Raw genomic sequence first — 13816 nt, 5'->3', positions numbered from 1 at the left:
GGGAGGTCACCGGCCATGACGCGTTCCGACACCCCGCCGCCGGACGGCCGGGTCGTGGTGGGGCTGGACGGCTCCGACAGCTCGCGGCTCGCGCTGGACCGGGCGGTCGCCGAGGCCCAGCGGCGCGGCACGACGCTGGAGATCGTGCACGCCTGGCCGTGGGCGCGGACCGACCCGCTCGCCTTCGGCGTGGTCACCGAGCCGGACCGGACACCCGTGGAGATCGCCCGGACGGTGCTGCGGCTCGCGGTGGCGCGGGTGGCCGAACAGGCCCCCGAGCTGCGGGTGGTGCCCACCCTCACGGCGCAGGACGCGGTGCCCGAGCTGCTGCGCATCGGCGCGGACGCGGCGCTGACCGTCATCGGCACCCGGGGCCTCGGGGGCTTCACCGGGCTGCTGCTGGGCTCGGTCGGTCTGCGGCTGGCCGCGCACACCGCGCGCCCGCTGCTGGTGGTGCGCGGCGACATCCCGGTCGCGTACGGCCCGGAGGGCCACGGCAAGGTCCTGGTCGGAATGGAGACCGACGCCGACGAGGCCGCGGCGCGGTACGCGTTCGAGGAGGCGGTGCGGCGCACGGCCCGGCTGCGCGTGCTGTACGAGGGGGTGCCCCCGCAGCCGTTCCGGAGCGACCACGCGCCGCCGGCGCGGGAGGACGTGACGGCGCGGGCCGAGCGGGAGCGGGCGGCCGCGCGCCGGGTGATCGCGGCGCTGGACGAGGAGTTCGCGCAGGTGCGGGTGCGCGAGGACACGCCTCACAGCGCCCCGGCGCACGCCCTGGTGGAGGCGTCGCGCGCGGCGGATGTCGTGATCCTTCCGATCCACCGCCGTACGGCCCGGCTCGGGATGCAGCTCGGCCCGGTCACCCACGCGGTGCTGCATCACTCGCACTGCCCGGTGGTGCTCGTCCCGATCGGCCGACCACCCTGAGCACACCCTGACCGAGCGCCGCGACCGACCGGCCTGAAGGGTCCCGTCCGGTGAGCCCCTGCACGGTCCGTACCCAGCGAGGACAATTGGGTATATCAAGGCAAAAGGGGATGAGACGGTCATGAAAGCACTTGTCTTCCACGGACCGGGAAGGTCCTCCTGGGACGAGGTCCCCGACCCCGGCCTGCGGGATTCCGCCGACGCGATCGTCCGCGTCGACACCGCCAGCATCTGCGGCACCGATCTGCACATCCTGAAGGGCGACGTGCCGGACGTGAGGCCCGGTACGGTCCTCGGGCACGAGGCCGTCGGCGAGGTCGTCGAGACCGGCGACGACGTGCGCACCGTGCGCCCCGGGGACCGGGTGCTGGTCTCCTGCGTCTCGCCGTGCGGCCGCTGCCGGTTCTGCCGGGAGCGGGCGTACGGGCAGTGCCACGGCGGCGGGGGCTGGGTGCTGGGGCGGCTGATCGACGGCGCCCAGGCCGAGTACGTCCGGGTGCCCTTCGCCGATCTGTCCCTCCACCCGCTGGCCGGCGCGGCCGACACCCTCGAAGCCGTGCTGCTGGCCGATGTCTTCCCCACCGCCTACGAGGTGGGGGTACTGAACGCGGCGGTGCGCCCCGGGGACACGGTCGCGGTCGTCGGCACCGGGCCCGTCGGGCTCGCCGCGATCGCCACCGCGGAGCTGTTCTCCCCCGGCCGGATCATCGCCGTCGACCTCCTGCCCACCCGGCTGGAGGCGGCCAAGCGGCTCGGCGCCGACGCGGTGGCGCAGACCACGGAGGGGCCCGAGCCCCTGGTCGACGATCTGACCGGAGGTCTGGGCGCGGATGTGGTGATCGAGGCGGTGGGCACCCCGGAGAGCTTCGAGGCGTGCACCCGCATGGCGCGGCCCGGCGGGCGGATCGCCAACATCGGGGTGCACGGCCGGCCCGTGACGCTGCATCTGGAGGACCTGTGGATGCGGAATCTGACGATCACCACCGGTCTCGTGGACACCCGCACCACGCCCACGCTGCTGTCGATGCTGGCGGCGGGGCGGCTGCCGGCCGCGTCGCTCATCACCCACACCTTCGAGCTCGACCAGATGGAGGAGGCGTACGACGTCTTCTCCCGCGCGGCGGACACCGGCGCGCTCAAGATCGTGCTCGGGGTGCCCACCAGGCCGCTGGTGGCCAGGGAGGAGACGAACGGAGAGACCGGGCAAGGAGGGAGGTCCCCGTGCACCGGACCTCGCACATCGTCAGTGATGTGATGACCCATACCGTCGTCGCCGTCGGCCGCGAGGCGCCCTTCAAGGAGATCGTGAAGACGCTCCAGCAGTGGAAGGTGAGCGCCCTGCCGGTGCTGGAGGGCGAGGGCCGGGTGATCGGGGTGGTCTCCGAGGCCGATCTGCTGCCCAAGGAGGAGTTCCGGGACAGCGACCCGACCCGGCTCGGACAGCTGGGCGACCTCCCCGACATCGTGAAGGCGGGCGCGGTGACCGCGGAGGAGCTGATGACCTCCCCGGCCATCACCGTGCACGCGAACGCCACGCTGGCCGAGACCGCCCGGATCATGACCCACAAGCGCGTCAAGCGGCTGCCCGTGGTCGACGACGAGGGCCGTCTCGAGGGCCTCGTCAGCCGCGCCGATCTGCTGAAGGTGTTTCTGCGCCCGGACCAGGACATCGAGGAGGAGGTGCGGCGCGACGTCGTGTCGTACCTCTTCCCGTCCTCGGCCGGGCAGCCGGTGCACGTGACCGTGCGGGAGGGCGTGGTCACTCTCACCGGCGAGGTCAGGGACACCGCCCTGATCCCGGCGGCGGCGCGGCTGATCCGCTCGGTCGAGGGCGTCGTGGACTTCGACAACCGGCTGACCGCCGTCCACCACGTCCCGGGCCCGTCCTGACGGCCCGGGACCGTCCTGGACGCCCGGGACCGTCCTGGACGCCCGGGACCGTCCTGGACGCCCGGGACCGTCCTGAAGGCCCGGGACCGTCCTGAAGGCCCGGGACCGTCCTGGAGGCCGGGGCTTGTCCTGGTGGAGACCCGGCCTGCTCCCCGGGGTTTTCCCGAACGCCCCGGCCCGCGGCCGGCTCAGCCGCCGCGGCTGCTCCAGCGCGGCTCGACCTCGGCCCAGGCCCGCTCCCACTCCTCGGCGCGGTGGCGGTCCAGCCGCCACCGTACGACCCGCCGGCCGGCCAGGGTCACCAGGCCCACCCCGGCCGCCGCCGTGGCTCCGGTCAGGGCTGCCCTGGTCTCGGCCTCCCGGGGGGTGAGCGGCTCGGGGACCAGCCGACCGTGCCCGTCGGTCCACACCACGGTCGCCGTGCCGGCCGCGTGCCCCTCGGGCACCTGCGCGGTGCCGGTGCGGACCGAGCCGTCGGGCGCCTTCCACCGCACCTCGGCGGGCACACGGCCGGCCCGGGAGCCGTCGGCGGAGGGCTGCGTCGCGGGGGCGTCCTCGAGCAGCCGCGCCGGGACCTGGTGCCGCTCCGCGCGCTCCACCAGCAGGGGCTGCTCCACGGCGTCCGCCGTGGCCACGCCCGCGGCCGTGCCGCCGACCGCCATCACCAGGCCGGCCACCAGCGCGACCCATGCCTCGACGACGTCCGAGCGGCGCCTCAGCGGATTGCGCCGCCACCGCCACAAGAGCCGCGTGCGCACCTTCGCGCTCATCGCCGCACCCCCTGTCGCGTGCTGCCCGAGCGGGACCCCGCGCGGCAGCGCGGGCTCCCTGTATCGACCGTCGCACAGACGGACCGCCAAGGGCGAGGGCCGGGCAGGCCCGGGGGCGGGACCATCGGCCCCGCCGCGCCCTTGAGGGCCTGTCGTGGGCCGTTCGGCCCTGGCACGGCCGCCCGGGGCGAGCCAGGATCGATGCGGGGGCCGGGCCACGACCACGACCACCGTGCGGGAGGGCGCCATGACCGACTCGGCACACACCGCTCCCCCGTCGCCGATCCGGGTGTTCCTGCTGGACGACCACGAGGTCGTACGGCGCGGACTGCACGACCTGTTGGACGCCGAGCCGGACATCGAGGTGGTCGGCGACGCGGGGACCGCCGCCCAGGCGATGGCCCGGGGCCCCGCGCTGCGGCCCGACGTGGCGATCCTGGACGTGCGGCTGCCGGACGGGGACGGCGTCACCGTCTGCCGCGAACTGCGCTCCGCCATGCCCGGGCTGGCCTGTCTGATGCTCACCTCGTTCGACGACGACGACGCGCTGCTGGACGCGATCATGGCGGGGGCGGCGGGGTACGTCCTCAAGCAGATCAAGGGGTCCGACCTGGTCTCCGCCGTTCGCACGGTGGCGTCCGGACAGTCGATGCTGGACCCGGCCACCACCGCCCGGCTGATGAGCACCCTGCGCGGGGACGGCGGCGGGCCAGGGCCCCGGGACGAGACGCTGGCCGGGCTGTCCACCCGGGAGCGGGAGATCCTGGCCCTGATCGGCGAGGGAATGACGAACCGGCAGATCGGCAAGCGGCTCTATCTGTCCGAGAAGACGGTGAAGAACCACATCTCCCGCCTCCTGGCCAAGCTCGGCGTCGAACGCCGCGTCCAGGCGGCCGTGATCGCCACCCACGCGGACCCGCGACCCCCCGATCCGCCCTCCGCGCGACCGGACTCCGCCCGCTGACCTGGCCACCTCCCGCCCCGTCCCGGCCGAACGGCCCCCGTCAGTCCCGCCGCCGGTCCCCCGTCGGTCGTCCCGCCGTCGGTCAGTCCCGCCCCCGTCAGTCCCGCCCCCGTCAGTCCCGGCGCAGCGGAACGCTCCACACCAGGCGCGTCCCGCCGCCCTCGGGCGCCTCGACCGCCAGCTCGCCCCCGCGCTGTACGGCGCGCTCGGCGAGGTTCCGCAGCCCGCTGCGCCGACCGCCCTCCGGGACGCCCACCCCGTCGTCGGTGACCGTGACGGTCAGCCGGCCCGACCCGACGACCAGGGAGATCTCCGCACCTCCGGCCCGGGCGTGCCGGGCGACGTTGGACAGCGCCTCGGCCAGGACCGCGACCACGTCGTCCGCGACGGCACCCGGTACTTCGGTGTCCACCAGCCCCTCCGTACGCAGGGACGGCGTGAACCCCAGCGCCGTCACGGCCTCCTCCACGGTCTTGGCGGCCCGCACCCGCAGCCCCCGCGCGGTCGGGCCCGCCTCGTGCGACCGGAGCCCGAAGATCGTCGAACGAATGATCTTGATGGTGTCGTCCAGGTCGTCCACCACCCGCGACAGACGCTCGGCGCCCTCCGGGTGCTGGACGAAGCGCATCGTGCTCTGCAGCGTCATCCCGGCCGCGAACAGCCGCTGGATGGCCAGGTCGTGCAGGTCGCGGGCGATCCGGTCGCGGTCCTCGAGCAGCGCGACCTGCTCGGCGGCGCGCCGCCGCTCGGCCAGCTTCATGGCGAGCGCCGCCTGACCGGCGAAGCCCAGCAGCAGGTCCGTCTCCGTCGGGGTGAACGGCGGACTGCCCGCCGCGCGGGCCAGCGACAGCACCCCCTGGACCCCCTCGCCCGTCCGCATCGGCACCGCCACCGCCGGGCCCAGGCCGGTCCACCGCTTGGGGCCCCGGGTGATCCGCGGATCGTGCTCGACGTCACCGCTGGTGACGGCCCGCGACCCGAGGAAGGCGGCGCCGGCGAAGGAGCCCTGACGGGACAGCACCAGCCCGCGGTGCGCCTCGGCGTCGATGCCGTCCGCGAGCGCGACCCGCAGATCGGCGGTCCCCTCGACCGGCAGCGTGAGCACGCCCAGGTCCGCGGCGAGCAGCCGCCGGGCGTGCCCGACGATCAGGCCCAGCACCCGGGTCTCGTCGGCCCCGGACAGCAGGCCCTGGGTCACCTCCGCGTTCGCCTCGAGCCAGCGCTGGCGGTGCCGGGCCTCCTCGTAGAGCCGGGCGTTCTCGATGGCCACCCCGGCCGCCACGGCGAGGGTGGCCAGCACCGTCTCGTCCTCGTCGTCGAACTCCTTGCCGCTCCGCTTCTCCGTCAGATAGAGATTGCCGAACACCTCGTCCCGCACCCGGATGGGCACCCCCAGGAACGAGTGCATCGGGGGATGCCCCTCCGGGAAGCCGTACGAGGCCGGGTGCTCGGACAGCTCGGCCAGCCGCAACGGCTCGGGGTAGCGGATGAGTTGGCCCAGAATGCCGTGGCCGGACGGCAGCGCCCCGATGTCCTCGGCCTCTCCGGCGTCCACGCCCACGGTCAGGAACTCCGCCAGCCGCTGGTCCTCCCCGATCACGCCCAGGGCCCCGTACTCGGCGTCCACCAGGACCACGGCGGCCTCGACGATCCGCCGCAGCACATGCGACAGGTCCAGCTCCCGGCCGACCGAGAGCACGGCCTCCAGCAGGCTGTGCACCCTGCCCTGGGTCCCCCGCACCGTGTCGATCCGCCCCTGCAACTCGTCCAGCAGCTCGTCGAGCCGCAGCCGAGGCAGGTTTCCGGAACTCCTCGCGCTACCCATGCCCACCGGTGCCTCCTCTCCTCACGGTAGCCGGGGGCGGCGGGTCGCGAATCCCGTACGGGGCTCAGCCGCGCAGCCGCTCCTCGAGCCGGTCGAGGAAGACCGCCTGCTTGGCCACGATCTTCCGCCTGGCCTCGGGGAGGTCCAGCCACGCCACCCGGTCGATCTCGGGGAAGAGCCGAAGGCGCCCGGACCCCTTCGGCCACTCCATCTCGAACGTGCCCGGGGTGACCCGCGACGGATCCAGGTCGCCCGCCAGCGCCCAGACGGTCACCACCTTGCCGCCGGTCTGGCGGACCGAGTCCAGCGGAAGGAGATCGCCGGGCGGCGGCGGGAGGCCCAGCTCCTCCTCGAACTCCCGGCGCGCCGCGGCCACCGGGTCCTCGTCCGGCTCGTACTCGCCCTTGGGCACCGACCAGGCGCGGTCGTCCTTGCGCGCCCAGAAGGGCCCGCCCATGTGGCCGAGCAGGACCTGGGCGCCGGACGCCGGGTCCGTCCCCGCCGGGCCCGCGCCACGGAACAGCAGGATTCCGGCGCTTCGCTTCTCCGTCATGGAGCCCAGTGTGCGCGGGGTCCGCCCGGCCCGCCGACACCGGCGGTTCGGCGAGGCGGCCGTGGGCACTCGGCGGACGATGCGGACAACGCGACGCTGGGGGTGCTGATCATGCGCTACGAAGAGCTGACGGGGCGGGTGCAGACCTTGGCGCGGCTCCCCGACCGGCAGTCGGCGGAGCGGGCGGTGCGCGCCACGCTCGAAACCCTCGCCGAGCGGATCCCGGACGGGCTGTCCGACCACATGGCGGCGCAGTTGCCGAGCGAGGCGGCCGACCCCATGCGGCGGGTGGTCGCGTCCCACGAGGCCTCGCCCGAGCAGCGGGCCCACCGGCGCGACCACGGCGAGCGGTTCGACCTCACCGGTTTCGCGGGGCGGATCGCCTGGCGCGCCCGGACCTCGGAGGAGGAGGCGATCCGGGAAGCGAGCGCGATCTTCGAGGTGCTGGACTCGGCGGTGAGCCCGGAGCTGATGGAGAAGCTCTACCACGCGCTGCCGGGCGACATCCGGGAGCTGCTGCCGGAGGCGCGGGCCTTCGAGGAGCGGCGGACCCGGGAAGAGCGGTAGGCGGAGCGCGGCGCGCGACGAGCGGTGGCCGGCCCGCCGCACAGTGGCGGCCCTCACCGTGGTCGCGTGCGCCCTCGTCCGGCCTTGCGGCGCCGCTGGACGACCGCGTAGTCCGCGAGGGCCAGCAGGGCGAGGACCGCGCAGACGATCGCCAGCACGCTGAGCACCGTGGGGCTGGGCGAGTCGCCGGGCCGGGCGCGGGAGGCCCAGAAGCCGAAGATCACGGCTCCGACCACGAAGAGCGGCACGTACACCGCCGACAGGGCCACCCGGAGGCCGAGCGCGCTGCGGGCGGTGGTCGGCTCGCTCCCGGTGCGCCCGTCGGGGCGGTGGCGCTCGTGACGCATGGCACCTCCTCCACGCTCCTGGTTCCAGCGTAGGTCCGCGCACGGCGGCGCCTGCCGGAACCGCCGGGGAAGAGCGAGCGGGCCGCGGAGGGGTGTGAGAAAAGCCACGCGAAGCGCCTCCTACCGCCACGACCAGCACATTTGGGGGATTCATGGCACGGCGGCCACGGTCCGGAGGCGCGGGAGCGCCGAAGCGTCTGTGACCATGGATCGTCGTCGCGCCGGCGCGACGGCCACCCCGGGGACCGGGGGTTCTTTTTTGCGCCCGCCCGTCGCCCCGAATCCGTGTCTGTCCGCCGCCCGAGCCCCCGGGCCCCCTGTGATGAAGCCCCTCCGATGAAGCCCCTGCGATGAAGCCTGCCCCCGCGCCCCGCGTCCCCCGCCCCCGTACGGCCCCCGAGGCACCCGCCACGCCCGGACGCCGCCCGCCCGTCGGCCGAGGCGCCGGACGGCGCGCCGACCGGGCGGTGTGGCGATGCCTGCGCCACCGGAGCATGCGGTGGTGGTCCGCCGCGAATCTCGTCTCCAACGCCGGGACGTGGATGCAGCTGACCGTGCAGAACCTGCTGGTCCTGCAGCTCACCGGCTCGGCCGCCGCCACCGGCCTGTCGCTGACCGTGCAGGCCGCGCCCGGACTGCTGCTGGGCCTCGCGGGCGGCGCGGCGGTCGACGCCTGGCCGCGCAAGCTCACCGCCGCGGTGAGCCAGGCCGCCCTGGGGGCGGTGGCCTTCGTCACGGCGGCGCTGGTGGCCTTCGATCTGCTCACCATGCCGCTGCTGATGGTCCTGGCCGCGGTGACGGGCCTGGTCGCCACCGTCGACGGGCCGGCCTGCGCGCTGCTCGGCAACGACCTGGTGCCGGCGGAGGACGTCCCGTCGTCGATCGCGCTGGGCTCGGTCGTGCACAGCACCGGTCGGCTCGCGGGGGTCGCGCTCGCGGGGGTGGCCGTGGCCGGCTTGGGCGACGCGGCCGCGTACGCCGCCAACGGCCTCTCGTTCCTCTTCGTGACGGCCGTCATCCCGTTTCTGCGCCTGCAGCCACGGGCGGAGGCCGCCGGTCCCGAGCCGGTCGCGGTGGACCCGGGCAGAGCCCGCGACGGTCTGTCGTTCTTCATGAGCCGGCCCCGGCTGGTGGCCCTGACGGCGATCACCGCGGTCAGCGCGGTCTTCGGGCGCAACTACAGCCTGACCCTGGCGGTGCTGGTGACCGGCCCGCTGGCCGGGGGCGCCGAGGAGTTCGGGACCGTGTCCACCATGCTCGCCGCGGGCGGCATCGCGGGCGCCGTGCTGGCCGGCCGGATGCGCCGGCCCTCGGTCCGGCTGGTCGCCGCGCTCGCGGCCGCCGGGGCGGTGCTGCAGATCGCGGCGGGGTTCTCCCCCGACCTGCTGCTGCTGGTCGTGCTCGTGGCCCCCATGGCCGTGGTGGAGTCGATGTCGGACACGGCGGGCACCACGGTGCTGCAGACCGACCCGCCGCCGCACATGCGCGGCCGGGTGCTCGGGGTCTGGCGCAGCGTGAGCACGGCCTGGGGCCTGGCGGGCCCGCCGCTGCTCGGCCTGCTGATGGAGTGGGCGGGGGCGCGGGGCGCCCTGGTGATCGGCGGACTGGTCATCGCGGGCTCGATCGGAGCGGGGGCGCTGCACCAGGGGCGGCGCGTGTCGCGGGTGGTGGCGACCGGGCCGCTGCCGGCCGCCGGGCAGGCTCCGGTCGAGGAGCTGACCCCCGCCGCCTGACCCGCACGCCCCGACCGTTTTGTCCTGATTGACCGATCAGGAGAGGGGTACTGGGGAGGGACCGATCCCGTGGGGGGCGGATCGGAAGCACACCCCCACCCTGGGAGGATCATCATGGCCGAGATCAGGCCCACCGACGTGCAGAAGGCCCTCAAGGGCGCCAGCTACCCCGCCGACCGGGAGTCCCTGACCGACCTGGCGAAGAAGAACAAGGCCGACAAGAAAGTCGTGGAGGAGATCTCCCATCTGAAACGCGACCGGTACGAGGGCCCCAACGAGGTGCAGAAGGAGCTCTACGGGTCCTAGGCACCGACGGCGCGCGGAGGGAGATCCCATGCGAGAGGCAGCACCCGCCCACCACTTCCAGCGCGCCGTCGTCACCGGCGGCGCCGGTTTCGTCGGCTCACACCTGTGCACCGCGCTGCTCGACCGGGGCACCGAGGTCATCTGCGTCGACGACTTCTGTACGGGCACCGCCGGGAATGTGGCACACCTCGCCGAGCACCCGGGCTTCTCGTTGCTGCGCGCCGACGTCAGCGAGCCGTTCGAGGTGGGCCGCCCCTGCGACCTCGTCCTGCACTTCGCGTCGCCGGCCTCCCCGGCCGACTACCTCCGGCTGCCGCTGCACACCCTGGACACCGGCAGCCTGGGCACCCGCAACGCGCTGGCCCTCGCCCGCCGCCACGGGGCTCGGTTCGTCCTCGCCTCCACCTCCGAGGCGTACGGGGACCCCCAGCAGCATCCGCAGAGCGAGCGCTACTGGGGCAATGTCAACCCGGTCGGGCCCCGCAGCGTCTACGACGAGGCCAAGCGCTTCGCCGAGGCCCTGACCACGGCCGAGGCGGGGGCGCGGGGCACGGACACCGGGATCGTGCGGCTGTTCAACACGTACGGCCCGCGCATGCGCGGCTACGACGGGCGCGCCGTGCCCACCTTCATCCGGCAGGCGCTGGCGGGCGAGCCGCTGACCGTCACCGGCGACGGGCGGCAGACCCGCTCCCTCGCCTACATCGACGACACGGTGCGCGGCATCCTCGCCATGGCCGCCTCCGATCTGCTCGGCCCGGTCAACATCGGCAACCCGGACGAGATCACCATGCTGGACCTCGCCCGGAAGATCATCGACATCGCCGGCTCCGACGCCGGCGTCCACTTCATCGAGCGGCCGACGGACGACCCCGCGGTGCGCTGCCCCGACATCACGCTGGCCCGCGGCAAGCTCCAGTGGGAGCCGCGCGTCCCGGCCGACGAGGGGCTGGCCCGCACGGTCCGCTGGTTCCGCGAGCACGCCACGGCCTGACCCGCCCGGTCCCCGGCGGCCGGTTCCCCGGCGGCCGGCCGCAAGCCTCGGCGGAAGGCCTCCCCGCAACCGCACCACCCGCGGCCGCAGGGCCGCCGAAAGGCGAACCTCCATGCGCATCCTCGGCATCAACGCACTCTTCCACGACCCCACCGCCGCCCTGGTCATCGAGGGACACACGGTCGCCGCCGCGGAGGAGGAACGCTTCTCCCGGCGCAAGCACGGAAAGCGGCCGGTGCCCTTCTCGGCCTGGGAGCTCCCGGAGAAGGCCGCCGCCTGGTGCCTGGCCGAGGCCGGGCTGCGCCCGCAGGACCTGGACGCGGTCGCGTACTCCTTCGACCCCGCCCTGGCCCGCCCGGCCGACGTGATGGGGCTCGACGACCCGTGGGACCACCTGCGGCTCACCTACGCCCGCCAGGCGCCGGGCTTCCTCGCCACCGCCCTGCCCGGGCTCGACCCGGACATCGTGCGGTTCGTGCCGCACCACCTGGCCCACGCCGCCTCCAGCGCCTACGCCGCGCCCGGCGCGGAGACCTCCTCGGTGCTCGTCCTGGACGGCCGCGGCGAGGCCACCTCCCACCTCGCCGCCCGCCGCCTCGGCGACCGCCTGGAGCCGCTGCGCGGCCAGGAGCTGCCGCACTCCCTCGGCCTGGTCTACGAGGAACTCACCGAGCACCTGGGCTTCCTGCGCTCCTCGGACGAGTACAAGGTGATGGCCCTGGCCGCGTACGGGGCCCCACGGCTGCTGAACGAGCTGCGCCGGTATGTCCACCCGACCGGCGACGGGGGCTTCCGGGCCACCGGTGTGCCGTGGGCCGAGCTGTGCCCGCCGCGCCGTCCCGGGGAGGCCTGGTCGCAGGCCCACGCCGACCTGGCCGCGAGCGCCCAGGCGTGTCTGGAGGAGACGCTGCTCGACCTGGTGCGCTGGCTGCACGGCCGCACCCACGACAGCGTGCTCACCATGGCCGGCGGGGTGGCGCTCAACTGCGTCGCCAACTCCCGCGTGGCCCGGGAGGGCCCCTTCGACCGGGTGTGGGTGCAGCCCGCCGCGGGGGACGCGGGCACCGCCCTGGGCGGGGCGCTGCACCTCGCCGCCCACGGCGGGGAGCGGACCGAGTCGATCCCCGGCGCGGACCTCGGGCGCCGCTGGTCGGACGCGGAGCTGGAGGCCTGGCTCAAGACCGCCGCGGTGCCGTACGAGCGGCCCGCCGACGTCGCGGAGACCGTCGCCCGCGCGCTGGCGGACGACGCGATCGTGGCCTGGTTCCAGGGCCGCTCCGAGTACGGGCCGCGGGCGCTGGGACACCGCTCGCTGCTGGCCCACCCCGGCCGCTCGGGCAACGTGGAGCGGCTGAACGACGTCAAGGGGCGCGAGCAGTTCCGGCCGGTGGCGCCGATGGTGCTCGCCGACCGGGCCGCGGAGATCTTCGACGGCCCGCTGCCCAGCCCGTACATGCTGTTCGTGCACGAGGTGGCGCCGCGCTGGCGGGACCGTATCCCCGCTGTCGTCCACGTCGACGGCACCGCCCGGATCCAGACCGTGGACCCGGCGGCCGAGCCCCTGATGGCCCGCGTGCTCGGCTGCTTCGAACGGCTCACCGGGCTGCCGGTGGTGGTGAACACCAGCCTGAACACGGCCGGACGGCCCATGGTCGACGATCCGCGCGACGCGCTGGAGTGCTTCGGTTCGGCTCCCGTGGACCTGCTGGCGATCGGGTCCTTCGTGATCCGGCGCGGCGCCTTCTTCGCGGCCGGCCAGCCGGACGCGGCAGCCGCGGCGCCCCGCCCCGGGCCGGAGGCGGACGCGGACGCGGACGGCGGGCCGGAGGACGACGAGCGGGAAGCGGACGGGCGATGAGGCCGGAGCGCGCGCTGAAGGCGAACGGCCACGACCCACTGGCCGCGCCCGCTCCCGCCACCGGGCCCGCCCCCGCCCCCGCCACCGGGCCCGCCCCTGCCGCGGCGCCCGAGTACGCGATCGTCATCCCCACGCTCGGCCGGCCCAGCCTGAGCGCGGTCCTGAGCGCCCTGGACCAGGCCGGGGAGCCCCGGCCCCGCCGGATCGTGCTCGCCGACGACCGGCGGCCCGAGGACCACACCCCCCTGCCCGTGGAGATCCCCGAGGGGCTGCGCCACCTCGTGGAGATCGTCCCCGGGCGCGCCGCCGGCCCCGCGGCCGCCCGGAACGCCGGGTGGGCCGCCGCGCCCGAGCCGTGGATCGTCTTCCTCGACGACGACGTCGTCCCCGGCCCGGCCTGGACGGCCTGGCTCGCCGGGGACCTCGCCGCGGCCGGCCCCGGCACGGCCGGGGTGCAGGGGCGGATCACCGTGCCGCTGCCCACCGACCGCAGGCCCACCGACTGGGAGCGCAACACGGCGGGGCTCGCCACGTCCCGCTGGATCACCGCCGACATGGCGTACCGGCGGGCCGCGCTGGAGGCCGTCGGAGGCTTCGACGAGCGCTTTCCCCGGGCCTACCGGGAGGACGCCGATCTGGCGCTGCGCGTGCAGGCGGCCGGCTGGGCGCTGGCGGTCGGCGAGCGCCGTACGACGCACCCGGTGCGGCCGGCGGACCGCTGGGTCTCGGTGCGCGTCCAGGCGGGCAACGCCGACGACGTGCTGATGCGCCGCGTCCACGGCCGCGACTGGTGGGGGCGGGCCGGGGCGCCCCGGGGGCGGCTGCCCCGGCACGTGGCCGTCACGGCGGCGGCCACGGCCGCGCTGGTGTGCGCGGCGGCGGGCCGGCCGCGGGCCGCCGCGGTCTGCGCCGGTCTGTGGCTGGCGGGCACCGGGGAGTTCGCGGCGGCCCGGATCCGGCCCGGCCCGCGCACCCGCGAGGAGGTCACCACGATGATGGCGAGCAGCGCCGCGATCCCCCCGGTGGCCACGGCCCACTGGCTGGCGGGGCTGGCCCGCCACCGGGGGCTGTGCGGCTGAGGC

At 75.4% G+C, this 13816-nt stretch carries 14 protein-coding genes; 10 read left to right on the top strand and 4 right to left on the bottom strand.

What is annotated here, in order from left to right; all coding sequences use genetic code 11:
* The first annotated feature begins 15 nt into the window (after positions 1-15).
* From ABFY07_RS09805 to ABFY07_RS09795, 3 genes are all read left to right on the top strand, one after another.
* The gene (locus ABFY07_RS09805) at positions 16-927 is read left to right on the top strand and encodes a universal stress protein (RefSeq protein WP_346174093.1); all 912 of its coding nucleotides are present in this window, start codon (positions 16-18) and stop codon (positions 925-927) included.
* 121 nt (positions 928-1048) lie between these two features.
* On the top strand, positions 1049-2182 hold the full coding sequence (locus tag ABFY07_RS09800; protein WP_076972054.1) for an alcohol dehydrogenase catalytic domain-containing protein: 1134 nt from the start codon (positions 1049-1051) through the stop codon (positions 2180-2182).
* Positions 2149-2817 carry a CBS domain-containing protein gene (locus ABFY07_RS09795; protein ID WP_346174092.1) on the top strand — a complete coding sequence of 223 codons (669 nt, stop codon included), beginning with the start codon at positions 2149-2151 and terminating at the stop codon, positions 2815-2817. The genes ABFY07_RS09800 and ABFY07_RS09795 overlap by 34 nt, the downstream gene beginning before the upstream one ends.
* Before the next feature lie 188 nt (positions 2818-3005).
* Here the strand turns inward: ABFY07_RS09795 and ABFY07_RS09790 are convergent, their stop codons facing one another.
* A complete protein-coding gene (locus ABFY07_RS09790) occupies positions 3006-3587 on the bottom strand; it encodes an Rv1733c family protein (RefSeq protein ID WP_346174091.1) in 582 nt (193 codons plus the stop codon).
* Positions 3588-3834: 247 nt separating this feature from the next.
* Between ABFY07_RS09790 and ABFY07_RS09785 the strand changes: the two genes are divergently transcribed.
* Positions 3835-4551 (top strand): response regulator, encoded by a 717-nt coding sequence (locus tag ABFY07_RS09785; protein WP_346174090.1) that lies wholly within the window; start codon positions 3835-3837, stop codon positions 4549-4551.
* A 112-nt stretch (positions 4552-4663) separates the two neighbouring features.
* Here ABFY07_RS09785 and ABFY07_RS09780 read toward each other — a convergent pair whose 3' ends face one another.
* A complete protein-coding gene (locus ABFY07_RS09780) occupies positions 4664-6376 on the bottom strand; it encodes a sensor histidine kinase (RefSeq protein ID WP_346174089.1) in 1713 nt (570 codons plus the stop codon).
* Between the two features lie 64 nt (positions 6377-6440).
* Positions 6441-6929, bottom strand: coding sequence for an NUDIX hydrolase (locus tag ABFY07_RS09775; RefSeq protein ID WP_346174088.1), 489 nt, complete (start codon positions 6927-6929; stop codon positions 6441-6443).
* Positions 6930-7040: 111 nt separating this feature from the next.
* Here ABFY07_RS09775 and ABFY07_RS09770 point away from each other — a divergent pair, with 111 nt between their 5' ends.
* Positions 7041-7496 (top strand): DUF2267 domain-containing protein, encoded by a 456-nt coding sequence (locus tag ABFY07_RS09770; RefSeq protein WP_065967023.1) that lies wholly within the window; start codon positions 7041-7043, stop codon positions 7494-7496.
* Between the two features lie 53 nt (positions 7497-7549).
* On the opposite strand, the gene ABFY07_RS09765 is transcribed toward ABFY07_RS09770, so the two are convergent.
* Complete coding sequence (locus ABFY07_RS09765) at positions 7550-7843, bottom strand: DUF6343 family protein (RefSeq protein WP_346174087.1); 294 nt, start codon at positions 7841-7843, stop codon at positions 7550-7552.
* Between the two features lie 350 nt (positions 7844-8193).
* Here ABFY07_RS09765 and ABFY07_RS09760 point away from each other — a divergent pair, with 350 nt between their 5' ends.
* The 5 genes from ABFY07_RS09760 to ABFY07_RS09740 all read left to right on the top strand — a co-directional run bounded on the left by ABFY07_RS09760 (position 8194) and on the right by ABFY07_RS09740 (position 13813).
* Positions 8194-9576 carry an MFS transporter gene (locus ABFY07_RS09760; protein WP_346174086.1) on the top strand — a complete coding sequence of 461 codons (1383 nt, stop codon included), beginning with the start codon at positions 8194-8196 and terminating at the stop codon, positions 9574-9576.
* Positions 9577-9690: 114 nt separating this feature from the next.
* The gene (locus ABFY07_RS09755) at positions 9691-9882 is read left to right on the top strand and encodes a DUF2795 domain-containing protein (RefSeq protein WP_346174085.1); all 192 of its coding nucleotides are present in this window, start codon (positions 9691-9693) and stop codon (positions 9880-9882) included.
* Positions 9883-9910: 28 nt separating this feature from the next.
* Positions 9911-10876, top strand: a complete 966-nt coding sequence (locus tag ABFY07_RS09750; RefSeq protein ID WP_346174084.1) for an NAD-dependent epimerase/dehydratase family protein — start codon at positions 9911-9913, stop codon at positions 10874-10876.
* Between the two features lie 112 nt (positions 10877-10988).
* Positions 10989-12734 carry a carbamoyltransferase family protein gene (locus ABFY07_RS09745; protein ID WP_346174083.1) on the top strand — a complete coding sequence of 582 codons (1746 nt, stop codon included), beginning with the start codon at positions 10989-10991 and terminating at the stop codon, positions 12732-12734.
* Positions 12731-13813, top strand: coding sequence for a glycosyltransferase (locus ABFY07_RS09740; RefSeq protein WP_346174082.1), 1083 nt, complete (start codon positions 12731-12733; stop codon positions 13811-13813). Before ABFY07_RS09745 ends, ABFY07_RS09740 begins: the two co-directional genes overlap by 4 nt.
* The last annotated feature ends 3 nt before the right edge of the window (positions 13814-13816 follow it).

The organism is Streptomyces sparsogenes subsp. cuspidosporus (genome assembly GCF_039532705.1).
Classification (GTDB): Bacteria; Actinomycetota; Actinomycetes; order Streptomycetales; family Streptomycetaceae; genus Streptomyces; species Streptomyces sparsogenes.
Note: the sequence above shows the minus strand (reverse complement) of the source record. Positions and strands in the feature narration are given on the sequence as shown.

Excerpts from the sequence above, each read along its gene's own strand:
- ABFY07_RS09805 (WP_346174093.1), top strand. The coding sequence starts at position 16 with ATGACGCGTTCCGACACCCCGCCGCCGGACGGCCGGGTCGTGGTGGGG.
- ABFY07_RS09800 (WP_076972054.1), top strand. The coding sequence starts at position 1,049 with ATGAAAGCACTTGTCTTCCACGGACCGGGAAGGTCCTCCTGGGACGAG.
- ABFY07_RS09790 (WP_346174091.1), bottom strand. The coding sequence starts at position 3,587 with ATGAGCGCGAAGGTGCGCACGCGGCTCTTGTGGCGGTGGCGGCGCAAT.
- ABFY07_RS09785 (WP_346174090.1), top strand. The coding sequence starts at position 3,835 with ATGACCGACTCGGCACACACCGCTCCCCCGTCGCCGATCCGGGTGTTC.
- ABFY07_RS09780 (WP_346174089.1), bottom strand. The coding sequence starts at position 6,376 with ATGGGTAGCGCGAGGAGTTCCGGAAACCTGCCTCGGCTGCGGCTCGAC.
- ABFY07_RS09775 (WP_346174088.1), bottom strand. The coding sequence starts at position 6,929 with ATGACGGAGAAGCGAAGCGCCGGAATCCTGCTGTTCCGTGGCGCGGGC.
- ABFY07_RS09770 (WP_065967023.1), top strand. The coding sequence starts at position 7,041 with ATGCGCTACGAAGAGCTGACGGGGCGGGTGCAGACCTTGGCGCGGCTC.
- ABFY07_RS09765 (WP_346174087.1), bottom strand. The coding sequence starts at position 7,843 with ATGCGTCACGAGCGCCACCGCCCCGACGGGCGCACCGGGAGCGAGCCG.
- ABFY07_RS09760 (WP_346174086.1), top strand. The coding sequence starts at position 8,194 with ATGAAGCCTGCCCCCGCGCCCCGCGTCCCCCGCCCCCGTACGGCCCCC.
- ABFY07_RS09755 (WP_346174085.1), top strand. The coding sequence starts at position 9,691 with ATGGCCGAGATCAGGCCCACCGACGTGCAGAAGGCCCTCAAGGGCGCC.
- ABFY07_RS09750 (WP_346174084.1), top strand. The coding sequence starts at position 9,911 with ATGCGAGAGGCAGCACCCGCCCACCACTTCCAGCGCGCCGTCGTCACC.
- ABFY07_RS09745 (WP_346174083.1), top strand. The coding sequence starts at position 10,989 with ATGCGCATCCTCGGCATCAACGCACTCTTCCACGACCCCACCGCCGCC.
- ABFY07_RS09740 (WP_346174082.1), top strand. The coding sequence starts at position 12,731 with ATGAGGCCGGAGCGCGCGCTGAAGGCGAACGGCCACGACCCACTGGCC.